Source organism: Methylacidimicrobium sp. AP8 (assembly GCF_903064525.1).
In the GTDB taxonomy this organism is placed as follows: domain Bacteria; phylum Verrucomicrobiota; class Verrucomicrobiia; order Methylacidiphilales; family Methylacidiphilaceae; genus Methylacidimicrobium.
Genome location: NZ_LR797830.1, coordinates 671857 through 696048, shown reverse-complemented (window position 1 = coordinate 696048; position 24192 = coordinate 671857). Strand labels below are relative to the sequence as shown.

The window sequence follows — 24192 nt, the reverse complement described above, 5'->3', positions numbered from 1 at the left end:
CCCCGCCGAGTCAATCTCTTTTCCCGTTTTTTTTACAACGGGCGGAACGAATATTAGTCAGAAGTATAACGTAATTTCCAGGATTTTTGGCTACCCTTTTCTATCGGGATGGCGGCCGCGAAGAAAGCTATCTTTTAGCCGGCTGCCGGCCAAATCCGGAGCGGCGCGGCGACACCGCCGGCCGATCCCGGCACCTCGCTCGAAGAATCCGCCGAAAACGATCCCGCCACGCTCTACATCGCGTAGCCCTGCTCGCCGTGCTGCACGATGTCGAGGCCCTGCGTCTCGATCTCGGCCGGCACGCGCAGGCTTACGAAGAGCCTCACCAGCAGCGCCAAGACCAAGCTCATGCCCACCGACAGCCCGATCGTGATCACTATCGCCTTGAGCTGCGCCCAATAAAGCGCGTGATGGCTGACGAGGGCGGCCAGCCCGTTCTTCCCCGCTACGGCTTCGTTGCTCAGGTTGCCGTTGACCTTGGCCGTCGCCAGGACCCCGGTCAGGAATGCCCCAAGCGTCCCCCCACCCCATGCACTCCGAACGCATCGAGCGCATCGTCATATCCCAAGGCCTTCTTGAGCTTGACGCAAGCTAGGTAGGGAACCACCGCGGCCGCCACTCCGATGATCACCGCTCCAGTCGAATCGACATACCCGCAGGCCGGCGTAATGCAGACCAAGCCGGCCACGGCCCCGGTGCTGAACCCGAGGACGCTTGGCTTTCCTTTCAAGGCATATTCGAGCATTCCCCAGGTGAACGACGCCACCGCGGTGGCCAGGGTCGTCGTGGTGAAGGCATTGGCTGCAATTACGTCCGCCGCTCCGGCGCTTCCCGCATTGAAGCCGTACCATCCGACCCAGAGCATCGCCGCTCCCGCCATGCAGAGAACTATGCTGTGCGGCACGATCGGCTCCTTATCATAGCCGTTCCTCCGCCCGAGCAGCAGGCAGAGAACCAGTCCCGACCAGCCCGAGGACATGTGCACGACGGTCCCTCCGGCGAAATCGATCGCGGGAATTCGGGCCGCCGCGTTGAACGCGCCGTTCATCAGGCCGGTGGCTCCCCAGACCATGTGGGCGAGCGGAAAGTAGACCCCCAGCATCCAAAAGGCGATGAAGAGGAGCAATGCCCCGTAGTTCATCCTTTCGGCGATCGCGCCCAGGATCAGGGCCGGCGTGATGATCGCGAACATGAGCTGGAACATGCAGAAGACGTTCTGCGACACCCAGATCGAGTATCCGGTGTTGGGAACCGAATCGACGCCCTTGAGAAAAAAGAACTCGGTGCCGCCCAGAAACGGGCCTATCGGGCTCTGGCTGAAGTTGGTCCCGAAGACCAGGCTGTAGCCCACCGCCCACCAGAGAATCGTCACGAGCCCCGCAATCCCCAGGCATTGCGCCAAGACCGACAGGACGTTCCGGGATCGGACCAGGCCGCCGTAAAAAAGAGCGAGGCCCGGCAGTGTCATGAAGAGCACCAGGGCCGCAGAGGTCATCAGCCAAGCGTTGTGTCCCGGTCCCGGCACCCCGCTCACCTTGCTCCCGGAAGGATCCGCGTTGAGGATATAGGCCTCGAGCCCGTTCACCCGCGCTTCCAGGCTTGGCGCTTCCGCCGCGAAGAAGGCTATTCCCTGCCATCCTATCGGACCAAGAATTCCGTCACCCATCCCGAATGCCCCCGCCGCTTCGGCTCGGGACGGAAGCACGCCGCCCGCCAGGAAGCAAAGAACGGGCATGAGCCAGCAGCGCCGGAACCAATCGCCCGCCATTCTGATTCTCCTTTGGTTCCCGAACCAATGCTTTCTGTGACGCGGCTCCGCGAGTCCGACCGCATCCGGCCTGCCGTTCCCGCGCGGAGCGTAGGGGAACGTACGAAGCCTGATCCCCTCCTTACCGGCGGCAACTGCTCTTCGGCCTTCCCGTTCGGCCGCCCCGGGGGCTCCGCCGGCAACCGCGGTCGATCCGGCCAAGACAGTCTCCGATCCCTCCCCAGCATTCGCATTTCTCATCGCGTTTCCTCCTGCGGCTCCTTTTAAAGCAGGCGGCGTGCCAGAAATGCCGCGTTTTTTCGCTCCTCCCCTCCTTCGGGCGTCCGTCGCTCCTTTCGAAGGCAAAGGAAAGGAAGCGGTGCGCGAAAAGGGCTGCGGCGGACCCGGGCGATGAGGGAGTGGTGGGCCGGTCGGCCGCCGGGACCTCGGCCGCTTTCGGCCCCGCTCGAATAGGCTTGGCAAGCAGGAGCGCGGCGGCGTTATATAACAGGGGCCCGACCGTCGGAAGAAGGGAGGGGAAACGAAAACCGAGAACTAGGAGACCATGCCACGCTACCTTATTGAACGAGAAATCCCCGGCGCCGGAAAACTCTCTCCCCAGGAGCTCGCGGGAATTTCCGCCAAGTCGTGTTCGATTCTGAACGAGATGGGCTCGCAGATCCAGTGGCTACACAGCTACGTCACCGACGACAAGATCTACTGTGTCTACCTGGCTCCCAGCGAGCAAGCCATCCGCGAGCATGCCCAGAAAGGCGGATTCCCCGCCGATCGGATCTCCGAGATCCGGGACCTGATCAGCCCTTATTCCGCACGTTCGGCTTAGGCGGCTTGCGCGGCGCGGACACCTGCCGCGTCTTCGAACGCTTGGCGCCATGCGCCACCTGTCGTCCGGAAACCGCCTTATTCACAGCGACCGGCGCGACTCGCACCCTGCCGGTCGGCGCCGGCTTCTCTTCCCGCGTTGCCCCCATCACCGGAAGGATGGTCAACCGCAAGCCTTTCGTGGTGTTCATCACCGACACCTCCGCGAAGGCGGCCGGAAACCCGATCGCCAAGGCAAGGCCAAGCGCCATAAGCTGTCTTTTCATTTTTCCCTTCCTCTTCGGCCGTTGATTTCAGTCTACGCATAGACCGTGAAGAAAGCAATCGAGGTTTGCGCCCGCCTGCTCCCTTTTCCGGTAAGCGGATTCTCACGAGAAGAACGGCTTTTTTGCTCCGATGACCGGATTGCCGATTATTTCCGAGCGGCCACCGGATTCGCCTCCGACGCCGCCCGATGCGCTTTCCTAGCCCTGCCGCTAGCGATGGGTTGAATCTTGACCCTTCCCTTCGGAGCGCCTTTCGTGGCGACCAGACGCGGTCTCCGCTTGTCCTGGCCACCCTTCTCCGCGACCGGATCGGCGGGCACCCGTCCCGCGGCGGCGGAAGCCTCAGGCGGAGAGAGGATGGATAAGCGGAGCCCCTTGGACGTCTGAACCAGTCCGGCGAAAAGCTCCGGCACCCAGGCCAGAGCCATCAGAAGAACCGCCAACCCTCGGCATCGCATGTTGCTGCTTGGTGAAGGAGCAAAAGCTTATCGCCGGCGGAGGGACCGGCGCAAGGATGAAGATCGATTGCTCTTCCCCCTTCCAATTGACTCATAAACAATCAGACCGAAGCGGGACCGCGGCGGCCGGCATCGCCCGCGCATTGCCTTCCGGGATGGTTTTGCCCACAATCGCCGGTGCGATGTCCGGCAGGCTTCTCATCGCCCCTTTCGTGCTGGTTTTCCTCTGCGCATCCGGTGCTTTTGCCATGAAACTTAGCTCTCCCTCCTTTTCCGACGGTCATCCGCTGCCCCGCGCCTGCGGTTATCGGGAAGAAAATCAAAATCCCGAGCTTCGGATCTCCCGTGTCCCCGGCGGCACGCGGTCGCTCGCCCTTATCATGGAGGATCCCGACGCCCCCGGCGGCACCTTCGTCCACTGGCTCGTCTGGAATCTGCCTCCGACCACAGTCAAGCTTCTTCCGGGCAAGCTGCCTTCTGAAGCCCGCACCGGACGCAACGACTTCGGAAACGACCGTTACGACGGGCCGGCCCCCCCGAGCGGAACTCACCGCTACTTCTTTCGGCTCTTTGCGCTCGACGAACGTCTCGCGCTGGCTCCGGGCGCCGGCCGCCGGGAGCTGGAAGAAGCCATGAGAGGACACGTCCTTGACGAAGCCTCCTTGATGGGAACGTTCGCGGCGGGCGGCAGCTGAAGGCCGCAGGCCTTTCCCTCACGGGCGCATGCCGACCTTCCGATGAACCTCTGGTCCCCACGTCGCTTCCGCTCGCTATTTTCGGCAGCGCTAGCCCTTCCTATCGCCGCCGTCCTTTCCGCCCGCGCCGCAGAGATCTTTACCGAACCGTTCACGCCTACCCCGATTTCCATCCGCCTGGCCGATCTTCCCAAGCCCTTCGCCACGCCGAGCGCCGCCTATGAGCCTCCGATCGTGCCTCCGCCCAGACGGCCTTCCCTCCGGCTGCCGGCCGGCTTTCAGGTATCCGTCTTCGCCCGCGACCTCGAGGGCCCCCGATGGCTGGCGCTCACCCCGGAGGGTGGGGTCCTCGTGGCCGAATCCGACGCAGGCCGAATCCGCCTCTTCGAAGGACCGGGGGAAGACGGGGGTGCGGAGCACAGCTCGGTTTTCGCCACTCCGGAAAACGGCCTGCATCTCCCGTTCGGAATGGTTTTCGTCGGCGACCGGTTCCTCGTGGCCAACACCGACTCGATCCTCTCCTTCCCCTACCGGCGGGGCCAACGGCGGCTGGGAGGCCGTGGCGAGCGCATCGCTTCCTTTCCGGGAGGCGGGCATTGGACCCGGGCGCTCGCCCTCTCCCCGGACGAGCGTTGGCTGTATGTCTCCATCGGCTCTCGCAGCAACGTCGACGTGGAGCCGCCTCCACGGGCTTCGGTAATGAGGATTCCTCTGCCCAAAGGGAAGCCGGAGCTCTTCGCTTCGGGCCTGCGCAACCCGGTCGGCCTCGCTTTCGAGCCGAACACCGGCACGCTCTATACGGTCGTCAACGAACGGGACGAACTCGGGGATGATCTCGTGCCCGACTATTTGACGCGGATTCGGCAAGGGGATTTTTTCGGTTGGCCTTATGCCTATCTTTCCCCCCGTCTCCTCGATCCCCGGCTGCTCGTCCACCACCGCGTGCAGAAGCCGAACCTAGTTGATACCACCCGCACCCCGGACGTGCTCTTCCAAGCGCACTCGGCGCCGCTCGGCTTAGCGTTTCCCTCGGGCAAAGCGCAATTTCCGGAGCGATATCTTCACGGCGCCTTCGTGGCCCTGCACGGCTCCTGGAATCGCAGCGCGCCCACAGGCTACAAGATCGTCTTCGTTCCGTTCGGACAGAATTATCGGCCGCTGGGCTTTTACGAAGACTTTCTTACCGGATTTTTAACCGAAGGCGAGCACCCCAAGACCTGGGGAAGGCCGGTCGGCCTTCTCTTCCTCCCCGACGGCAGCCTCCTCTTCTCCGACGACGCCAACGGCGTTATCTACCGAATTACTTATGAAAAGGATGCCGACTCGTAAGCCGTCGGTCGGCGGGGTCGGACTTCCCCCCCAATGCACAGCACGGCGCCGACCGATCCCCGGCCGGATGTTAAAAATTGAAGCGGAGCCCCGCAATCGCGATGTTGTAGTACTCGGGATACTTGATCAACATCGTGTTGCCGCTGGTCATCAGGTAGGAAAACTGCGTCTCCTTGATGTAGAGGATCTTATATTCCGCAAAGATGCTCCAGTGTTCGCTGATGTTGTACTGAAGCCCGACCAGTCCCTGGCCCGCAAAGGCTCCTTGTTCATACCCGCCGGTCGTGAGGAGGTTGCCGGTGGGTCCCGTGAAGCTCGTTCCGGAGGAGGCAAGGTAGGCTCCGCCTATCCCTCCCCCGATGTAGGGGACCAATCCGATCGGAGTCACAAACTTCGCCACTCCGTCCACGAGGAAGACGCCCATGTTCAAGTTCGATCCGAACTGGTAGGGTGCAATGGCGGGTGTTCCCGCCACTCCCCCGGTTAAGGTACCTCTTTCCGTCGCTTGTCCGAGGTAGAACGCCTCGAACTGGGCCGCCGGCTGGAGCCAATAGCTCTTGGCGCTGTCCAGGGCGAAGCTCCGAAAGTTATAGCCCACTTCCACGCCGCCCACCGCAGCGGTTCCGGGCGTCGCCCGTCCGCCTGCGGAGAAAAGCGGAGGCGAGTCGAGCGCGCTCACCCCGTTGCTCATGCCGAAGGCCGCGCCCCCGAAGATGCCGAAATAGAGCCCGGTCTTGGGACCGAAAGCCTCCTGCGGAGCCATGGCCTCCTTCGGCCCCTGCGCGCCGACTGCCGTCGCCGCTCCCGTCGTTCCCTCGCTTGACGGGGCGGCGGCCTCTCCTCTGCCTGCCGGAGCCGCAGCGGATGACGGTGCCGCCGCGGGCTCGGCGCCGGACGAAGATCCCGATACGGTCGCCTCCGACGGAGAGGAGCCGGAAGCCTGTTCCCCTTGCTCCGTGGCGCTCCCGGGCGACCCCGCCGGCGTCGCTTCCGGAGCAGCCGATGAAGACTCTTCCGCCCGAGCGGTCGTCGCCCCGTTTAGCGCGAGCGCCCAAAAGCAAAATAAAGCCAGCGATGCCATCCAAGCATTGTTCCGGTTCGCGCCGTCAGGAGCGCTCGCGGTTCGGTTTTCGCGCACTTGCGTCATATGACCTCCTCGCCTCACCTGTTGCCTCCCCTTGCCCGCGGCTACGGACTGACCGATGCTCAGCAAGCGGACTTTACCCAGCCGGCGTCGAGTAAGACAAGCGGGAACTCTGTGACATTTTGGTGACAATTTTCTTCCCTGGTCCCAGCTTGCTGCGAGGCGGCGAGCCGCCGGTCAATAGCCCATGAAGGGCGGCGCGCTGAGCGTCGGCGGGAAATGGGTCAAGAGGAACGGCCCGTAGACGAGCCCCACGAGAACCAGCGAGAGAACCACCCAATAGGAGATCCGGTCAAGAATGAGCTGATTCCCGCTCGGAGCCGCCCCTTGGACGGTGGTGGAGAAAGGGAGATCGGCTACCGGCCGGGTCTTCCGGCCCGCCAGCAGGGTCATGATCAGAACCAGGAAGAAGAGCAGGGCGGCCGCGAACATCAACGTGCCGCCGATCGCCGTCAACGCCCCCGCGAGCTTCCAGCCGGGCAACGGCGCGTAGTTGATGAGGGAGATTGCGGTCCGCCGCGGCATCCCCAGCAACCCTCCGGATATCTCCCCGCGGGCGAAAATCAGCACTCCGACGAAATAGAGCCAAGATTGCCAGACCGCCAAACGCCTTCCCCAGAGCTCCCGTCCCGTCAGATAAGGGATGAGCCAGTAGGCGAGCCCGAAATAAGAGAGAGCGACAGCGCTCCCGACGGTTAGATGGAAATGGCCGGGGACGAAGGTCGTGTTGTGGATGATCCGGTTCATCTCGATGCTTGCGTTCATGAGTCCGGTGATCCCTCCCGGCAGGAAGGTGATCATCGCCAGCACCTGGGCGCTTACCGAGGGATCGCCCCAAGGCAGACGCCAAAGCCAGCCGAGCATCCCCTTTCCTCCGCGCGCCCGCCCCCCCATCTCAAGGGCGTACATGACCGAAAACGCCGTGAGGAGGCTCGGGAAAAAGATCGCGAAGGTGAGAATTCCGGCGCTCCATTTGAAATACCCGGAAATCCCCGGATCGACGTACTGGTGGTGGAAGCCGACCGGCATCAGCACGATGAAGAGAATGAAGGCGATCCGCGCCAGCGTGTCGCTGAAGAGCTTCCCCCCCACCTGCCGGGGAATCATCGTGTACCAGGAGACATAGATCGGGAGAAGCCAGTAGTAGACGATCTGGTGGCCGGTGTACCAGAAGAGGACTCGGCTCAGCAGGGGGTCGGAGCCCGGCAGAAGGTTGAGCGACCACGGAAGAAGGAGCGTCAGGACTTCGATCGCCACCCCCATGGAGGCGATGTCCCACATCACGTAGGTGGCGATCGAGACGAAGGCCAGCAAGGGAATCCTCTCGCCGCGGTGCTCCTTCTTCCAGGCCGAAAGGGCCAGCAGCTGCGCGACCGAGATCGTCCAGGTGCTCAAGACGAGCAGCACCGCTCCCGCGTAGAAGGTCCATTCCGCCCGGAGCGGCGGATAGAAGGTGTAGAGGACGCTCGCCTTTCCGGCGGCGATCGAATACCCGCTCAGCAAGGTTCCGCCGACCAGCAGCCAAAAGGAGAGGGCCAGCAGGAAGCCGCTCAGAGGTCTTCCCAAGCTGCGGGCCACCGTCAAGGCCAGCCAGCCGTTGGCCGCCGCGAAGGGGAAGACGAAGACGTTGAACACCGCATGCAGGGTGAGCCCCTGATAATAGGTGCGCATCCCGGGGAGGTTGCTGAAGATATTGATCCCGCCGTAATTCAGGCCCTGGACGAAGCCTTGGAAGACACCAACGGCGAGCGCCGCGAACCCGAGGAGGATGCTCCAGAGGATGTAGCGCCGGTGGCTCTCCGGCAAGGCGAATCCGGAAGGATCCTCGACGATCGAAACCCTGGCCTCGGCTGTCGGCATGGCGAGCCCTCCCTACTTGACCGTGAGCGTCCCGGTCATCTGGTGATGGAGCATTCCGCAATACTCATGGCAGATCATCCGGTACTCGCCCGGGCGGGTGAACCGGTACTGCTGCTTCCCGATTTGTCCGGGCAGCAGCATGAGGTTCACGGTCGTGCCGGGGATTTCCAGCCCGTGGTCGATATCGATCGACGTGCCCCAAAAGGTGACCTCGGCCCCCACCGGCAGCTCGATCGCGGGCGGATTGAACATCCAGGCCTGGCCGAGCACTACGACATCGAAACGGTTCGGCCCGGTCCGGTGCACGCCCGGCTGATCGAAGGGCTTGGTGCGGGCGACGGCGGCGAAAAGCGTCTCGCCTTTCCTGGGGACGATCTGCCCGTCGTTGCCCGGAACCACGATTGCCAGGACGATGGCCGAATAGACCAGGGCCGCGAGGAACGCGACAAGCACGATCACCGACAGCCAGACGTATCCCTTCTCCAGCTTCTCGGCCAGCGTCTCCATCCGGTCCCCAGCTAGCGTGTCACCATTTCCTTGTAGAGGTAGGCCCACATCCCGGCGAGCACAGACAGAAAGAGGATAAGAACGAACATGGTGCCCAGAGGAGGCGGAACCGCCTCCGGCATCTCCTTACCCTTCTTGCCTTCGTCGGAATTCATCGCCAGCCTCCGCATATCGAAGAAGAAACTGCCCGAAAAGCTGCGCCAGTAAGAGAAAAAGCCCAAGGCAGACCAGAGAGCCGATCCCGTCGCCGATCCCCCCGCTGGCTTCCAGGCAGGCATTGAGATATCCCCATCCCGAGAAGACGACGGACGCCGTAAGGATTAAAAAAACGGCTAAAATTCCCAGCAGCCGGCCTTCCGATTGCTCCTCGCGCACCGGCTGCACGTTCATGTCCACATTGTAGCTACAACTAGGAAAAGCGGACAAGCAGAAAGATTCTCTCACCGTTCCGCGCTCTCGATCCATCCGGACACAAGCTGCACACGGAGCCCGCGCGCGCCGGAGCGGCGCCCACCCTTTGCGGCGGTCCGTTCGTCCGATCCAGGCCGGCTTCGTCGAGATGTAGGCCCCGGAAGGCTTCAGCCGCGCCGGGAGTCGCCGGGGCGGTAATCTTCCTCGGCGCGCGAGAAGGCGTCCTCCATCGAGCCGAGCTCCTCGCCCGAATGGGAAGAGAGGTCCATCCGCTCCCGCTCCTTCTCGAGCTGCTCGTCCGAATAGGCCAGCGCCTTGATGGATAGGCCGATGCGCCTCTCCTCCTGCTCGATCTTGATGATCCGCGCCCGAACCTCCTGGCCGAGCTTCAGCACGTCCTTCACCTTCGTCACCCGATCGTTGCTGATCTGCGAAATGTGCACCAGCCCGTCGATCTCTCCGTCCAACTGGACGAAGGCACCGAAGCTGGCGATCTTGCTCACCTTCCCGGTCACGATCTCGCCGACCTTATATCGGGAGACGAGGCTTTTCCAGGGGTCTTCGGAAAGCTGCTTGATCCCCAGGAGGATCTTTTGATTCGGCCAGTCGATCTCCAGCACTTTCGCCTCGACCGGGTCCCCCTTCTTGTACACCTCGGAAGGATGGCTGATCTTTCGCGTCCAAGACAGATCGTTGATGTGGACAAAGCCATCGATCCCCTCTTGCAGCTCGACGAAGATTCCGTAGGCGGTAAAGGTGCGTACCGTTCCCTTGACGATCGAGCCGACCGGATATTGCTCGGCGACCTTCTCCCAGGGATTCGGCTCCAGTGCCCGGAGGCTTAAGGAAATCTTCTGCTCCTCCCGATTGATGTCGAGAACGACAACCTCGACCTCCTGCCCCACGGATAGCAGCTCCGCCGGACGGGTGATCCGTTTTGTCCAGGACATTTCCGAAACGTGGACCAGCCCCTCGATTCCCGGCTCAAGCTCCACGAAGGCTCCGTAGGCCGTCAAATTCGTCACCTTCCCTTTCACCCTCGATTGAATCGGAAACTTTTCGGCGATCCTCTCCCAGGGATTTTCGGACTTCTGCTTGAGGCCCAAGGATATTCTTTCCTTCTCCCGATCGACTTCGATCACCATCACCTCGACTTCCTGCCCTACGGACAACATCTCCGACGGATGGGAGAGGCGCCGCCAGCTCATGTCGGTGATATGCAGGAGCCCGTCGATCCCGTCCAAGTCGATGAACGCCCCGAAGTCGGTGAGGTTCTTGACGATTCCCTTGACCATCTGCCCCTTTTTCGCCGTTTCGAGAAACCGGGCGCGCTTTTCGGCCCTCTCCGCTTCCACCAGCTCGCGCCGGGAAAGGACGGCGTTGCGCCGCTCTTCGTTGAGCTTAACGATCTTGCACGTCAAAGTCTTCCCTTCGAAATCGCGCAGGTTCTTCGGAGGAGTGATATCGATCTGCGAGGACGGAAGGAAGGCCTCCACGCCGATGTTGAGCATCAGGCCGCCCTTGACGATTCCCCGAACTTTCCCTTCGACGGTGCCACCCGATTGGAAGATCTTGACGACCTTGTCCCAGTTCTGCTTCTGCGCTGCCTTCTGCTTGGAAAGGACGACGTTGCCCTCTTCATCTTCGAGCTGCTCGAGCAGCACCTCCACTTCGTCGCCGACCTGAACCGCCTCCGGGTCCTCGAACTCCTCCAGCGGGACGAGCCCCTCCGATTTGTAGCCGATATCGATCAGGACCGTCTTCGGGTTCTTTTCGACCACCCGGCCCTTTACCAGACTGCCTTCCGTAAACACCGGAAGGGATGCCAACAATCCTTGCTCCATGCCTTTCAATTTCCTTCTTTTCAGAAACGATTCCCGCGAATCCGAACGGCGCCGCCGATCGGCGGGGAGCCGGGATCGGTCGGGCTATGTCTTTTCCGCAGCCGGTTTCTTCGCGGGATGGACCGGGGAAGAGCAGGCGCTGCAGCAGCTCTTCCGCCCCCGCACGCCGCGCACAAGATCCCGAGCGATGTATAGGAGGCTGGCTCCGACCAGGAGCAGCGCCACCCACTGTTGCCAGTTTCCGCCCATCTTTCTTTCCTGCGCACCAGCCGTCGCCGCGGCTTCCGTTCAAAAGCCAAACGCCCGGCCCGCCTGATACACAGCCAGCGAAATAGTATAAGCAAAGAGAGTCATATAGCCAAATTGAAAAAACGCCCACCTCCAGGAGCCGGTCTCCCGGCGGACGGTGACCACGGTGCTGACGCACTGCAGTGAAAAGACGAAGAAGAGGAGGATGGTCACGCAGACAAGCGGCGTGAAGACGGGGCGCCCGTCGGGCCAGCGATCGGCCAGCAGCGCCCGAGAAAGAGATACCGGCCCGGCTTTTCCTTCGGGATCCGGCTGGCCCGCATAGAGTACCCCCATGGTGCTGACGAAGTTTTCCCGCGCGGCCTGCGCGCTGAGCAAGCCTATGCCGATCTTCCAATTGAACCCGAGCGGCCGGATGACCGGTTCGATCCAATGGCCGATTTGTCCGGCGAAGCTCCCCGCCAGCTGCGCCGCCCGATCTCCGCCGGTCGTTTTCGGATAGGCGGTCAGCCACCAGAGGATCACCGAGATGGCGACAATCGTGGTCCCCGCCCGGCGGAGAAAGGCTCCTGCCCGGAAGAGCATCTGCGTCGCGATCACACGGAGCGAAGGCCGCCGGTACGGAGGCAGCTCGAGCACCAGCGGCGCCGGCCTGCCCCGGAAAAGGCTCCTCTTAAAAATCCAGGCGAACCCGAATGCGGCCGCCAAACCCAGCAGATAGAGGGCCATTACGATCCCCGCCTCGGCGATTCCGGCACTCCGGCCGCCGCCGAAGAAGGCGGCGATCATGAGCACGTAGACGGGCAGCCGCGCGGAGCAGCTGGCGAAGGGAGCCACCAGGATCGTGACCATCCGATCCCGCGGATCGGAAAGCGTTCGTGCGGAGAGGATGCCGGGGATAGCGCACGCATGGCTGGCCAGCAGGGGGATAAACGCCCTGCCTTGCAGCCCGACCCGGCTCATCAGCTTGTCCATGAGAAAGGCGGCCCGCGCCATGTAGCCGCTTTCTTCCAACAACCCCAAGAAAAAGAAGAGAACGAGAATTTGCGGCAAAAAGACGATGACGTTCCCGGCTCCGCCGATCACTCCATGGGTCAGCAAGTCCCGAAGATCGCCGGCGGGAAGCAGCTTGTCGATCTTCGCCGCCAGCGCCGAGAATAGGCCGTTGATCGCATCCTTCGGACCCGCGCCCATTTGAAAGACGGCGAGGAACATCGCCCCCATGATCCCGAGAAAGATCACCCAGCCCCAGAAAGGATGGGTCACCCACCGGTCGAGCCAGTCTGTTGCGCTCCCGGTCATGACCCGAGGCTCTCGAAACACGCCCGCTAGGAGCGCCCGGATCTGCCCCTGCCGCATGGCGATGGTCTGCTGGCGCCAATCCGGAAGCTCTTTTTCGAGCCTTTGCTGCTCTCTTTCCAGAGAAGGCAGCAGGTGCGTGACGGCCAGCAGCTCCGCCAGCCGCCGCGGATCCGGAGCCCCCAGGACAAGCGAGCAAAGCGCCCTTCTCTCTACCTTCGCTTCGGGAAAGTCGGCCGTGATGCGGGAGAGGGCTTCCTCGACCGCCTCCGGCAACCGCCGGCAGATCGGGCCCGCCCAGGAAGTCTGGAGCGAGAGGGCGGCGCGAAGCTCGGTCAATCCCTTGCGCTTGGATGCCTGGCAAGGAATCACGGGGCAGCCCAGCCTCGCCGAGAGAGCAGCAACGTCCACATGGCTCCCGCCCTCCTCGAGAAGGTCCATCATGTTGAGCGCGACGATCGCGGGAAGGCCCAAGTCGAGAACCTGAGCGACAAGATAAAGGCTCCTCTCCAGATGGGTCGCGTCGATCACGCAGATCACCGCGTCGGGCGCCGGGGTGTCGGGCCGCGCTCCGAAGAGGACTTCGCAGGTGATTTCTTCGTCCGGAGCGCTCGGCAGCAGGGAGTAGGTGCCCGGAAGGTCGATCAGCTGGCACTTCCGGCCGTGCAGGTCGAAGAAAAATCCGATCTTCTTCTCGATCGTGACGCCGGGATAATTGGCGACCTTCTGCCTCAACCCGGTCAGCGCGTTGAAGATCGTGGTCTTGCCGCTGTTCGGATTGCCGACCAGGGCGATGTTCTTCGGCACTGCGAGTCGAGGAGGCTCTCGGGCCCCGGGCGCAGGCTTCATCTCCTATCCGGCTCGGCCGCCTTTGTTTCGGCGAAAGCGGTCCAGGATGCGGCAAAAGAAAGTCCCTTCGCCGGAAAAAGAGCGAAGGGAACCAACCTCGGAGGGGCCTTCCTCCTTCCCCGATTCATCCGGAGACGCGGTGACGAGGATCCGCTGCGCGACCGAAGCGCTTAAGCCGACGCGCGCTCCGCAAACCAAGCAGACGGTCATCGCTCCGTGGCATAGCTTCACGAGCTCGGCCCGCCGGCAAAAGCCCATTTCGTGGAGCCGATGGGACTCGCACGGGTTGCCCGCAACCGAATGAATCCGGAGCTGCGCCCCGACCGAGGCTTCCGATAAAGGAAAGGCTCGCGGAGCGGTGCCGATGGGCTGTTCCGGGCGCACGTGCATTGTTGCCAATCTATGCTCTGGCTCTTGACTTCTCAAAGTCAAATTCCACTCCCGCTCCCGCGTCCGGTTCCGATCCTCCGGCCGCGAAGGAGACCTCCTTCGCCGGCTTCTAGCGAAGCTCTCCGATTCGCCGGATCATCTCATCGGCCAGCGAGCGATAGTAGTCCTTTTTGCTCTCTCCCTCCCGGATCGGCCGGGGTAGATAAGGGGATCCGATCACGACACGAATCGGGACACACCGAGGAAATCGGGCGGAGCGGGGCAAGGCCTCGAAGGAACCGAAGACGCGCACGGGCAAAATCGGGACCCGGGCTTGGGCCGCCAGGAAGCCGGCCCCCGGCTGCGCCCGCTGCAATTTTCCGTCGGCGCTCCTGGTTCCCTCCGGAAAGATCAGCACGCCGTGGCCGGCGGCCAGAAGACCGAGAATCTTGCGCAATGCCGACGGCTCCGGCTGATCTCGGGCGGTGGGTATCGTGTTCACGCTGGCGAGCAACACGGCCATCGGACCGCGGAAGAGCGAGCGGCGCGCTAGATAGTGGATCTCCCGAGGCACCACGGACCCCACAGCCAGAGGATCGAGGTAGCTGGCGTGGTTGGAGACGATAAGAAATCCGCCGGAAGGCACCCGATCCGCTCCTTCCCCCCGCAACCGGAAGCAGGCGCGCAGACAGGCTCGCACCAGAGCCCGCGCGGCGGCATACCAAGGCCTCATGAGCGAGAGGATCCACCGCTCATCGGATCGACGAGTCTTTCGGCAGGGGGAATCCCCGCTTGCGCAGCTCGTCGAGCATCCGGCCGACCACTTCGTCCACCGTCATCTCGGTGGAATCGATGAGCACCGCGTCCGGCGCCCGCTGCAACGGAGCCGCGGCCCGGGAGCGGTCTTCCCAGTCCCGCTCCCCGATGGAATCCGCCTCTCCCTGCTTCTGCCTCCGCTGCTCGCGCACCCGCGGATCCGCGTCGAGATAAAACTTGAAGCGGGAGTTCGGGAAGACGGCCGTACCGATGTCCCGGCCCTCCATCACGATCGGCCCACCCTCGGCCAAGCGGCGGAAGATCGGAAGCAGCCTTCTCCGCAGCCACGAGCAGGCGGCGACCCGGGAGACCGCCGCGTTGACCGCGGGGCTCCGCGCCTCCTCGCCGGGTTCCCGGCCGTCCACCCGAACACGGAGCTCGTTTCCCTCGATCCGGCACTCGAGGTTCATCTGCCTCACCGCCGTTTTGAAGGCCGACTGGCTATCGAGCGGAACCCCTTTGTCGATCAGGCTCCAAGTGATCGCCCGGTACACCAGCCCGCTGTTGCAATACGGGATGCCCAGGGCCTGCGCGAGAGCCTTCGCTACCGTGCTCTTCCCGGAAGCGGACGGGCCGTCGATCGCAACCGCAAGCGACTGCGCCGCTTCCTCGAGGCCGGGCTGTTCACACCGAGACGGCATCCACGGCAGGTAGCTCGTCCACCCCGGTGCGGCCGCCGGAGCCGCTTGGCTGAGCTTGACCAAATCGCGAGCAAAGCCGGGATACGAGGTATCCACGCACCCCACTTGATCGATGCGGCTCCGTCCCTTGGCCCCGAGCGCCAAGATCGAGCACGCCATCGCCACCCGATGATCGCCGAAAGAGGACACCCGCGCCGCGCGGATGGGATGCCCGCCCTCTATGATCATTCCGTCCGGCAGCTCCTCAACCGGAACTCCGAACTTTCGGAGATTCTCCACCATGCACCGGATCCGGTCGCATTCCTTGACCCGCAGCTCCGCGGCCCCACGGATATGCGTCTCCCCTTCGGCCAGCGCGGCGATCGCCGCCAAGACCGGCAGCTCGTCGATCAGGTTCGGAATCTCCTCTTTTTCGATCTTTGTTCCCCGCAGCTTTCCTCCGCGAATAAAAAGCGAACCAATCGGCTCGCCGCCGCTCTCCGCTTCCTCGAGGCTTTCCTCGATGTGCGCTCCCATGCGCAAAAGCACATTGAGCAATCCGGTGCGCGTGGGATTCAAGCCCACGCCGCGGATCCGGACCTCGGACCCGGGAAAGGCGGCGGCTCCGGCGATCCAAAAGGCTGCGGATGAGAAATCTCCGGGGATGACCAGATCGCGCGCTTCCAAAGAGAGCCCCCCCGGTATGAGAAGCGCACGCCCCTCCCGCAGCAGGCGAAGGCCGAAATGCGCGAGCATCCGCTCGGTATGGTCCCGCGTCGGGCTCGGCTCTACAATTCGCGTCATCCCTTCGGCGATCAACCCGGCCAGAAGAAGGCAGGACTTTACCTGGGCGCTGGCGACCGGCAGCTCGTACTCGATCCCGTGCAGCCTGGCGGGCTCCAGTGCCAAGGGCGCGGTTCCCTTCTCCCCCTCCGCAAGGATGCGCGCGCCCATCCGCTGCAACGGTTCGATGATCCTTCCCATAGGGCGTCTGGAAAGGGAGGCGTCCCCCACGAGGCGCGAACGGAAGGGCTGCCCGGCAAGGATCCCGGCGATCAGCCGCATCATCGTCCCGGAGTTCCCGCAGTCGATCGCCTCCCGGGCCGGAAAGAGACGGCGGCTGCGGTTCTCGATCGAAAGAGAGCTCGGGCTCGCAACCTCGATATCGACGCCCAGGGCCTGAAAGGCGCGCAGGGTGCAGAGGCAATCCTCCGAAGGCAGGAAACCGGTCACCGTCGTCTGGCCGTGAGCCAGCGAGGCCAACATGATCGCCCGGTGAGAAATGCTCTTGTCCCCGGGGACCGTGATTTCGCCGACCAAGCGCAAAGCCGGGTCGACCCATAGGCTCTTCATCGCTTCCTTTTTTTCCCTTCAATCACACAATCCGCCGACCCGGCCGGTCCCGGTCTCCGAAGGTATGGCCCCGCGGCGGCAAAGCAACGAGAAAGGGCGCCGCTCCGCCTCAAGCGTCTCTTCGGCCGACGATGCATTTCCATTTCCTCCACCACCGACAAGGGAGCCCGGCCGACGCCGGGAACAAAATAGCCGTTCGCCCGGAAAGTCGGCAACCGGGATCGCCGCTTCCGGAAGGCCGACACCCGCACGCCTCCCGCCCGGCACCCCCCTGCCTCGCCGCGCCTTCTTTTCCCTTGCCATCCCCTCTCTGTCCCGCGCCATCTTAGGATCCAGCAGAAGCCATGAGAATCGGAGCCCTGGTCGTCGGCCTCCTCGGGGGCCTCGTCTCTCTCGCCTATGGCCTGCTCGGCTACGGCTTGGCTTCCCTTGCCGAATCGGGCTATCCCGCCTCCGCCGCAGGGGTAAAAATCCTGAGCGTCGCCGTGCCTCTGGCGGCCTTGGCGGGAGCCGGGATGGTTCTGGCGAAGCCCCTGCTCGGCGGACTGCTCATGGGCGCTGCTGCCGGAGTCTTCGTCTGTCTGTTGGGCTTCAACGCCCTCAGCCTCATCCCGGTCATGCTTTTAGGTTGCGGAGCCTTGCTTGGTTTCCTAGATGCGATCGATCCGGGCGGGCGGCAACCCAAATTGTAGATTACTCCTCGGCCGAGCCTCACAGATCCCGCATGGGATCGTCCTCGGGTGCCCAAGGGGCCTGGAAGTGCTCGCCTATCTTTCGAGGCGAAACCTCTTCGATACTTCCATCGCTCCAGCGAGGCTTCCGGTCCTTATCGATCAACCGGGCGCGAATCCCTTCCGGAAAGTCGGAACGCCGGACACAGTGCCATGCGACGATCGTCTCCAGACGGATCACCTCCGTGAGCGACATCCGGGTCGTCCTCCGGGACAGCTCCCAGACGAGCCAAGACGAAACCGGACAGCCTTCCGCTAGATTTTCCGCCCCTTGGGCATACCAGGGGTCGGTCGAAACCGGTCCGCAGGCAACCTTCCGCACGATCTCCGGCAGAGTGTCGGCATCGGTAAGCGATTGAATCCGATCGAAGTCGAGCCGGGTTCGAGCGGGAGCGAGCCGACTCCGCCACGGGCGCGCCCATTCCCGGAGCGATCGGGAGAGAAGCAGGCGATCCTCTTCCGCCCGGCCGGTCCAGGGAAGACTCGGGAGCCTTTCCTCCAGGATCGCCGCTCGCTCCTCGGACGGCAGAAAGGCGTCGGCCAGCTTGAGGAAGAGCGCGTCCCCGGCCCCAAAGGGGAGCCCCGTGAGCCCCAGGAAGAGGCCGATCCGTCCGGGCATCCGCCCCAGGAACCAGCTTCCGCCCACGTCGGGGAAGAACCCGATCGAAATTTCCGGCATCGCCAGCCGGCTCCTCTCGGTGACCACGCGGTGGCTCGCCCCCGCGAGCAGGCCAAGGCCGGCGCCGTACGCGATCCCATCGCCCCAACAGAAAATGGGCTTGGGGTATCGATGGATCTTCGCAACAACCCGGTACTCGCTGGAGAAGAACCGGCCGGCATAACCGCCGTCCCCCGAACGGATCGCCCGGTAGATTCTCCGAAGATCCGCTCCGGCGCAGAACGCACGACCTCCGACCCCGGAGAGGACGACGCACGCCACCCCCGTATCTTCAGCCCACCGGGAAAGCGCCGCATCGAGAAGCTCAGCGCCTTCCAGGGATAGGGCGTTGAGCGATGCGGGCTGATTCAGGGCAAGGTAGCCGAGACGGACTCCTCCGGAGACGCGCCGTTCCTCGACCCGCACCGGCGGATCGCTGCTCATCCGAGCTTCTTCCATCCATCCCACGGGCTTCACTGGTCTTTTGCTTCCAATCTTCCCGTTCGCGCGGCGGGTCACCAGCCTTTTTTCCGCATGGGGTCATTCCATGGGTAACGGGGAGCGGAAAGCTGTGCGATGCCTTTCGAGCCGTAGCTTTTTTCTTCCTATTTCTCACCCTCCGGCGGAAGAAGAAGAAAGAGATGTTCTCCGGCATCGGATATGGGCTAGTCTATCGTATTTCACGCATTCGACCGTAGGACCAAGGAGAAACGAGATGATACCATCAGGGGAAGCGGGACGGCGGGGCGATGGAGACCATCCCGTGAAGCTGGCTCCGTCGATCTTATCCGCCGATTTTGCCCGCTTGGAAGCTCATGCCCGGGAGGCGATCGAAGCGGGTGCCGATTGGCTTCACATCGATGTCATGGATGGGCACTTCGTTCCGAACATCACGATCGGCCCGCTGATCGTCGAGGCCCTCCGCCCCCTCCGCTCCGAGACCGGAGTGCTTTTGGACGTCCATCTGATGATCGAGAAGCCGGAACGGTACCTAGCCGACTTCGCTCGCGCAGGGGCCGACATCCTCACGGTGCATGTAGAAACTTGCCCCCATCTCCATCGCACCGTGCAGGCGATCAAAGAGTCGGGAGTCAGGGCCGGGGTGACGCTCAACCCGGCCACCCCGTTGGTCGCTCTCGAGGAGATCCTCCGTTACGTCGACTTAGTGCTCGTCATGTCGGTCAACCCGGGCTTCGGCGGCCAGGAATACATCCCCGCCAGCACCGACAAGATCCGCCGGCTGCGCGGAATGCTCGATGAGATCGGCTCCGAAGCGTGGCTTGAGGTCGATGGAGGGGTGAAAGCCGAGAACGCGGCGGAAATCGTTCGTGCGGGCGCAACCGTCCTGGTCGCCGGATCGGCCGTGTTCAAAGGCAAGACCGCCGCCAACGTCGAGCGCCTGTTGAACGCCGTGGCCGCAGCGCGCGCGACGTCAGGCCGGGCCTTTTAGGTTCGCTCTTTTCTCCTCGGCGATCGGAGGGGACCGCCCCGCCGAGAGTTCGGCTTTCCCGCCTCCTCGACTCAGGCACCCCCTCGGCGGTCTTCCCGCCGAGGGGCGCAAAATGGGTTCCCATCTGGAGGCCGATTTTCCGAGGATAAGCGTTTCCTCTGGCTTCTCAGGGCGCGGAACCTCTTGCTTTTCTGTATCCGGACCGCACGGCGCCGGCAAGCTTTTGTCGAGGATTTTTTTCTCCGGGGCTTGGCCCGAGAGCACCATCGCCGATCACGGCCCGGATCCCACTCCCGCCGTCAGGTCTCCGCGACGATAGTTCCGCATGACGACCTGCTGCTTTGCGTGGTTGGTGCCGAACCAGGTGCTGACCCGATACTCCACCGTCCCGCTCGCCGGAAGAACGCCCAGCTCGGGCGTGACCGTCGTCGCCTCATACCAGACATCCAATTGGTCGACCGAAGCAAAAATCCAGGCGATCGGAACCGGATGCGTCAGGTTGGCCTCGACATGAAGGATCGAGCAATCTTTCTTTCGTACCCAGAGCATTCCTTGGAGAGCGTTGATTACCCGGTCGGCACGAGAGCGGCAGGGCGCATCCGGCTTGGGCTCGAAACGGAGCAGATAGGCCCGCTGTCCGTTCCAGACGCCTTCGCCCTCGAGGGTGATGGTGTAACGGGGAACGAGATTCCGCATGGCCAGCAAATCGCTCACCTGGTGCGCAGCGCGGGCTTCCCGGAGCTGCTGGCTGCTCAATTTTTGGACCGAGATCGTTCCCGAGGACGAATTCGGCACGAGCAGCAGCCCTTCTCCGGGCTTGACCACCATCCGAATCAGATCCGTTTTCTTTAAATTTCCCCGGGCGTCGAGCTGATCGGTGCGGATCTCCTGCCAATACTCCAGCCGGAGCAGGAGCTGCTTCGCCTCGTCGTCCCGGGCGACCATCTCGCGCAGAATCTCCTCGATTCCAGGATCGGCGAAGGCGCGAACGGCGGCCAGGCAAAGCGTGCCAAGGAGAAGCCATTGCCTTTTGCGCATGAGGCCCCTATCCTCCTCAGAATGATATCGCACGTAAAACTTTTTATCCCGGGCCCGACCGAAGTTTCCCGCGCCACGCTCCAGGCGTTCGCCTCGCCGATGATCGGGCACCGAAGCAAGACCTTCCAAGAGCTCTACGCGGATCTCCAACCCAGGCTGCAAGCGCTCTTCTACACGGAGGGGCCCGTCTATTTCAGCACGAGCTCCGCCTGGGGCGTCATGGAGGGAGCCATCCGCAACCTCGTGAAGAAGAAGGTGCTTTGCTGCGCCAACGGAGCCTTCTCCGATAAATGGTATGACGTCGCCCTCCGCAGCGGGAAAGACGCGGAGATGCTCGCTGTCCCCTGGGGCACGGCAATCGACCCGGAGGCGGTCCGGCAGAAGCTGGCGACCGGCCGGTTCGATGCCCTCACCCTCATCCACAACGAAACTTCCACCGGCCTCATGAATCCGCTTTGGGACATCGCCGCAGTGATGCGGGAGTTTCCGGATGTCTCCTTCATCGTCGACACCGTCTCCTCCTTCAGCGTGCTCAAGATCCCCTTCCGGGAGTTGGGGATCGACGTGATGTTGACCGGCACCCAGAAGGCGCTGGCACTTCCCCCGGGAGCATCCCTTTTCGCGGTTTCCGAGCGGGCGCTGGCAAAGGCGGCGACCGTGCCCGGACGTGGCTACTACTTCGACTTCATCGAGTTTCAAAAGAACCACGAGAAGAACATGACGCCGAGCACCCCTTCGATCGGCCACCTGTACGCCCTCCGGCAGAAACTGGCGGAAATCGAGGCGGAGGGGATCGAAAACCGATACGCCCGCCACCGCGAAAACGCGCGGATCGTCCGCTCCTGGGTGAAGGAGAGGGGCTTCTCCCTCTTCCCCAAGGAGGAGTTCGCCTCTCTGTCGCTCACCTGCGCCTCCAACACGCGGAAAATCGATGTGGCGAAATGGATCGGACGGCTACGGGACCGCTTTCAGTGCGTGATCGACGGCGGATACGGAAAGCTCAAGGGGCAGACCTTCCGCATCTCCCACATGGGAGACGAGACGCCCGAATCGATGCGGCAACTTCTCGGATGGCTCGACGAGTGCCTGGCGGAGCTGGGCTGAGTCCGGCGAGGGCCCGCTCGCAGCCCGCATCGTTCACCGCGGCTTCTCGGCAACCAGAAAGATCGCTGGGTGCTCCATCTCGATGCCTCGGGCCGTCCGGATTTTGGCCAGCTTCCTCCGGAGGACCGCGAGGATCCGGGAACGCTCCTGCTCTCCGACCCCGGAAAGGAAGCGCCCGGAGCTGCTCGCGTCGAGGAAGGCGATGACGGCTTCCGGGTCCTTCGCGTAAGCCCGGAAGGAGAGGATCTGCAAGCGGACGACCCGGAAGCCCGCCCGCTCGGCTAGAGACCGGAGATCCCGCGCGCTCAAGCGAAACGGCGAGAGAAAGAGGTCGGGAGGCACCTCCCCCAGCGCTTCCCGCACCGATTCCCGGATTAGGCTCCGGATCCGGGAAGGCCGATCCCTGTACCCGGTGCTGATCCCCAGCCTGCCGCCGGGCTTCAAGATCCGATGGATCTGCCGGAGGGTTTCGGCCTTATTTTCGATCCAGTGGAAGACGTAGTTGAGATAGACCCGATCAAAGGAGGCGTCCGGGAAGGATGAGAGATCGTCCGAGCCGCCCACCGCGAACGACAGCCCCTCCCGCCGCCTCCTCTGCGCAATAGCGATGCGCTGGGGAGAAGGGTCGATCCCGACCACCTTTCCCGCGGGGCCGACCGTCCGAGCCACGTACTCGGCGAGCCTCCCCGTCCCGCAACCGAGATCGAGGACCGAATCCCCGCGCCGGATTCCCAGCAGGGAGACGAGCCTCTTCCCTTGGACGAATTGCGGCGTGCTGACCGCCTCGTACCGGGCGGCACGCTCGGCCGGCTCTTGCGCGGGGGACGGAGCGGGAGAGGCGCCGAAGAGGCTCCGGCCGACCATGGCCGATAGGAGGAGAACCCCGATGGGGAATGTCTTCATTCGGTCGCGGACAAAGAGCACGCCGCAAGCGGGCTTGCGTAGGTCCCCCTCCCAAGCCGGCCTGCGGGCGGCAGCGATCGTGTCAATATGCCTTCCCGAAGAGCACCCGGCGATTCCCGGGCTTGCCGGAAAAGGGACAGATCCCCGCCGCCGACTCCTCCTGGTCGAGCGGCACGCAGCGGATCGTCACCTTCAGCTCTTCCTGGAGGCGCTCTTCGAGTGCCGTATCCTCGGACCAAGAGACATCGGCGAATCCCCCGTGAATCTCCGGCTTTTGCGGATTCTTCGGCGTAAAGAACTCGAAGAACTCCCGCCGGGATTCGATCTGCCGGGTATGGCTCTTCCGAAAGGCCAGCGCCCGTTCCCAGAAGCCATTCTGCATCTCCGCCAAGATTCGCTCCGCCTGCGCGACGAACTCCCGCACGGGGAGGGAGAACCTTTCCCGGGGAGGACGATCCCGCCGGCCGACCGAGACGGTTCCCGCAGCCATCTCCCGCGGGCCGAGCTCGACGCGAAGCGGCACCCCTTTCTTGATCCATTCCCAATTCCTGCCGCCTCCGGCAAGAGGTCGGGTATCGACCTCGACGCGGATCGGTTCCCCAGCATAGCTCTTGTCGGCGAGCTCGGCCGCCAGGCGCGCGCACGCTTCCTCCACCTGCGCCCGTTCCTCCTCCTTCCGAATAAGCGGGAGGAGGACGATCTGCGTGGGAGCGACGCGCGGGGGAAGGACCAAGCCGTTGTCGTCGGCATGCGCCATGATCAGCGTGCCCACGAGCCGGGTGCTCACCCCCCAGCTCGTCGTCCAGGCATGCTGCCGGCTGCCCTCCGGCGAAAGAAAGACGATTCCGTTGGCCCGGGCGAAATTCTGTCCCAAGAAGTGCGATGTGCCTGCTTGGATCGCCTTCCGGTCCTGGACCAGCACCTCGAGGGTCAAGGTCCTCACGGCTCCCGGAAACCGCTCGCGAGGCGTCTTCTCCCCCGCCACCGCGGGCAGAGCGAGCATCTCCTTGAGGAATCCTTCGTAAAGCCGGAGCATGGTGCGCGCTTCGGCCTCGGCCTCCTCGGCCGTCTGATGCGCCGTATGCCCCTCTTGCCAGAGGAATTCGCTCGTCCGCAGGAAGAGCCTGGGCCGCATCTCCCAGCGCACGACGTTGGCCCATTGGTTGATGCGCAGGGGCAGATCGCGATAGGATTGAATCCAGCGGGCGAAAGCCGCCCCGATGATGGTCTCGGAGGTAGGGCGAACGACAAGGGGCTCGGTCAGCGGCGCTCCGGGAACCAGACGCCCCTCCTTCGCCTCGAGCCGGTGGTGCGTCACCACCGCGCACTCCTTGGCAAAGCCTTCGACGTGCTCCGCCTCCTTTTCGAGGAAGCTCAAAGGAATGAAGAGCGGGAAGTAGGCGTTCCGGTGTCCGGCGGCCTTGATTCGCCGATCGAGCTCCCCCTGCATCCTTTCCCAGATCGCGTATCCCCAGGGCTTGATGATCATGCAGCCCCGGACCTCCGAATTTTCGGCCAGCTCCGCCGCGGCGATGACCTGCTGGTACCACTCGGCGAAATCTTCCTGGCGTGTAGGGGAGATAGCCGGCCGTTCCGTCATGTATAGTATCCTCCGCTTCCTCCTCTTCCTAGCGCACTCGCTTCTTTGG

At 63.4% G+C, this 24192-nt stretch carries 23 protein-coding genes and 2 pseudogenes; 6 read left to right on the top strand and 19 right to left on the bottom strand.

What is annotated here, in order from left to right:
- Nucleotides 1-233: 233 nt before the first annotated feature.
- Nucleotides 234-1666, bottom strand: a pseudogene (locus MTHMO_RS03080) (ammonium transporter).
- A 646-nt stretch (nucleotides 1667-2312) separates the two neighbouring features.
- Here MTHMO_RS03080 and MTHMO_RS03075 point away from each other — a divergent pair.
- Nucleotides 2313-2591 (top strand): DUF4242 domain-containing protein, encoded by a 279-nt coding sequence (locus tag MTHMO_RS03075; protein ID WP_202213482.1) that lies wholly within the window; start codon nucleotides 2313-2315, stop codon nucleotides 2589-2591.
- On the opposite strand, the gene MTHMO_RS03070 is transcribed toward MTHMO_RS03075, so the two are convergent.
- From MTHMO_RS03070 to MTHMO_RS03060, 3 genes are all read right to left on the bottom strand, one after another.
- Nucleotides 2563-2856: a hypothetical protein gene (locus MTHMO_RS03070; protein ID WP_202213481.1), complete on the bottom strand. Its 294-nt coding sequence runs from the start codon at nucleotides 2854-2856 to the stop codon at nucleotides 2563-2565. The two genes, MTHMO_RS03075 and MTHMO_RS03070, sit on opposite strands and share 29 nt — an antisense overlap.
- A gap of 146 nt (nucleotides 2857-3002) precedes the next feature.
- Nucleotides 3003-3284 carry a hypothetical protein gene (locus MTHMO_RS03065; protein ID WP_202213480.1) on the bottom strand — a complete coding sequence of 94 codons (282 nt, stop codon included), beginning with the start codon at nucleotides 3282-3284 and terminating at the stop codon, nucleotides 3003-3005.
- A 121-nt stretch (nucleotides 3285-3405) separates the two neighbouring features.
- Nucleotides 3406-3564, bottom strand: a complete 159-nt coding sequence (locus tag MTHMO_RS03060; RefSeq protein ID WP_202213479.1) for a hypothetical protein — start codon at nucleotides 3562-3564, stop codon at nucleotides 3406-3408.
- Between MTHMO_RS03060 and MTHMO_RS03055 the strand changes: the two genes are divergently transcribed.
- Nucleotides 3563-4009 carry a YbhB/YbcL family Raf kinase inhibitor-like protein gene (locus MTHMO_RS03055; protein ID WP_202213478.1) on the top strand — a complete coding sequence of 149 codons (447 nt, stop codon included), beginning with the start codon at nucleotides 3563-3565 and terminating at the stop codon, nucleotides 4007-4009. The two genes, MTHMO_RS03060 and MTHMO_RS03055, sit on opposite strands and share 2 nt — an antisense overlap.
- 42 nt (nucleotides 4010-4051) lie before the next feature.
- Nucleotides 4052-5338, top strand: a complete 1287-nt coding sequence (locus tag MTHMO_RS03050) for a sorbosone dehydrogenase family protein (RefSeq protein WP_202213477.1) — start codon at nucleotides 4052-4054, stop codon at nucleotides 5336-5338.
- A 70-nt stretch (nucleotides 5339-5408) separates the two neighbouring features.
- Here MTHMO_RS03050 and MTHMO_RS03045 read toward each other — a convergent pair whose 3' ends face one another.
- The 11 genes and pseudogenes from MTHMO_RS03045 to aroA form a co-directional block, all read right to left on the bottom strand.
- A complete protein-coding gene (locus MTHMO_RS03045; RefSeq protein WP_202213476.1) occupies nucleotides 5409-6101 on the bottom strand; it encodes a hypothetical protein in 693 nt (230 codons plus the stop codon).
- A 558-nt stretch (nucleotides 6102-6659) separates the two neighbouring features.
- Complete coding sequence (locus MTHMO_RS03040; RefSeq protein WP_202213475.1) at nucleotides 6660-8342, bottom strand: cbb3-type cytochrome c oxidase subunit I; 1683 nt, start codon at nucleotides 8340-8342, stop codon at nucleotides 6660-6662.
- Between the two features lie 12 nt (nucleotides 8343-8354).
- The gene (locus MTHMO_RS03035) at nucleotides 8355-8849 is read right to left on the bottom strand and encodes a cytochrome c oxidase subunit II (protein WP_202213474.1); all 495 of its coding nucleotides are present in this window, start codon (nucleotides 8847-8849) and stop codon (nucleotides 8355-8357) included.
- A gap of 126 nt (nucleotides 8850-8975) precedes the next feature.
- Entirely contained in the window at nucleotides 8976-9239 is a 264-nt protein-coding gene (locus MTHMO_RS03030) for a hypothetical protein (RefSeq protein ID WP_202213473.1), read from the bottom strand.
- 188 nt (nucleotides 9240-9427) lie between these two features.
- Nucleotides 9428-11104 (bottom strand): 30S ribosomal protein S1, encoded by a 1677-nt coding sequence (locus tag MTHMO_RS03025; RefSeq protein WP_202213472.1) that lies wholly within the window; start codon nucleotides 11102-11104, stop codon nucleotides 9428-9430.
- An 84-nt stretch (nucleotides 11105-11188) separates the two neighbouring features.
- On the bottom strand, nucleotides 11189-11353 hold the full coding sequence (locus tag MTHMO_RS03020) for a hypothetical protein (protein ID WP_202213471.1): 165 nt from the start codon (nucleotides 11351-11353) through the stop codon (nucleotides 11189-11191).
- 39 nt (nucleotides 11354-11392) lie between these two features.
- A complete protein-coding gene (feoB, locus tag MTHMO_RS03015; RefSeq protein ID WP_202213470.1) occupies nucleotides 11393-13501 on the bottom strand; it encodes a ferrous iron transport protein B in 2109 nt (702 codons plus the stop codon).
- A 3-nt stretch (nucleotides 13502-13504) separates the two neighbouring features.
- Nucleotides 13505-13891: a FeoA family protein gene (locus tag MTHMO_RS03010; protein WP_202213469.1), complete on the bottom strand. Its 387-nt coding sequence runs from the start codon at nucleotides 13889-13891 to the stop codon at nucleotides 13505-13507.
- A 109-nt stretch (nucleotides 13892-14000) separates the two neighbouring features.
- Nucleotides 14001-14603: a 1-acyl-sn-glycerol-3-phosphate acyltransferase gene (locus MTHMO_RS03005; protein WP_202213468.1), complete on the bottom strand. Its 603-nt coding sequence runs from the start codon at nucleotides 14601-14603 to the stop codon at nucleotides 14001-14003.
- 19 nt (nucleotides 14604-14622) lie between these two features.
- Entirely contained in the window at nucleotides 14623-15327 is a 705-nt protein-coding gene (gene cmk / locus MTHMO_RS11210; protein ID WP_370568358.1) for a (d)CMP kinase, read from the bottom strand.
- 48 nt (nucleotides 15328-15375) lie between these two features.
- A pseudogene (aroA, locus tag MTHMO_RS11205) lies at nucleotides 15376-16659 on the bottom strand (3-phosphoshikimate 1-carboxyvinyltransferase); the annotation flags it as partial.
- A gap of 344 nt (nucleotides 16660-17003) precedes the next feature.
- Between aroA and MTHMO_RS02995 the strand changes: the two are divergent.
- Nucleotides 17004-17351 carry a hypothetical protein gene (locus MTHMO_RS02995; protein ID WP_202213466.1) on the top strand — a complete coding sequence of 116 codons (348 nt, stop codon included), beginning with the start codon at nucleotides 17004-17006 and terminating at the stop codon, nucleotides 17349-17351.
- Nucleotides 17352-17370: 19 nt separating this feature from the next.
- Here the strand turns inward: MTHMO_RS02995 and MTHMO_RS02990 are convergent, their stop codons facing one another.
- On the bottom strand, nucleotides 17371-18492 hold the full coding sequence (locus MTHMO_RS02990; protein ID WP_237394730.1) for an enoyl-CoA hydratase/isomerase family protein: 1122 nt from the start codon (nucleotides 18490-18492) through the stop codon (nucleotides 17371-17373).
- A 271-nt stretch (nucleotides 18493-18763) separates the two neighbouring features.
- Here MTHMO_RS02990 and rpe point away from each other — a divergent pair, with 271 nt between their 5' ends.
- The gene (rpe, locus tag MTHMO_RS02985; protein WP_202213464.1) at nucleotides 18764-19498 is read left to right on the top strand and encodes a ribulose-phosphate 3-epimerase; all 735 of its coding nucleotides are present in this window, start codon (nucleotides 18764-18766) and stop codon (nucleotides 19496-19498) included.
- 273 nt (nucleotides 19499-19771) lie between these two features.
- Here the strand turns inward: rpe and MTHMO_RS02980 are convergent, their stop codons facing one another.
- The gene (locus MTHMO_RS02980) at nucleotides 19772-20536 is read right to left on the bottom strand and encodes a hypothetical protein (RefSeq protein WP_202213463.1); all 765 of its coding nucleotides are present in this window, start codon (nucleotides 20534-20536) and stop codon (nucleotides 19772-19774) included.
- Between the two features lie 21 nt (nucleotides 20537-20557).
- Between MTHMO_RS02980 and MTHMO_RS02975 the strand changes: the two genes are divergently transcribed.
- A complete protein-coding gene (locus MTHMO_RS02975; RefSeq protein ID WP_202213462.1) occupies nucleotides 20558-21640 on the top strand; it encodes an alanine--glyoxylate aminotransferase family protein in 1083 nt (360 codons plus the stop codon).
- A 33-nt stretch (nucleotides 21641-21673) separates the two neighbouring features.
- Here the strand turns inward: MTHMO_RS02975 and MTHMO_RS02970 are convergent, their stop codons facing one another.
- Both MTHMO_RS02970 and proS read right to left on the bottom strand, forming a co-directional pair.
- Nucleotides 21674-22543 carry a class I SAM-dependent methyltransferase gene (locus MTHMO_RS02970; protein WP_202213461.1) on the bottom strand — a complete coding sequence of 290 codons (870 nt, stop codon included), beginning with the start codon at nucleotides 22541-22543 and terminating at the stop codon, nucleotides 21674-21676.
- Nucleotides 22544-22625: 82 nt separating this feature from the next.
- Nucleotides 22626-24143 (bottom strand): proline--tRNA ligase, encoded by a 1518-nt coding sequence (gene proS / locus MTHMO_RS02965; RefSeq protein WP_202213460.1) that lies wholly within the window; start codon nucleotides 24141-24143, stop codon nucleotides 22626-22628.
- Nucleotides 24144-24192: the final 49 nt, after the last annotated feature.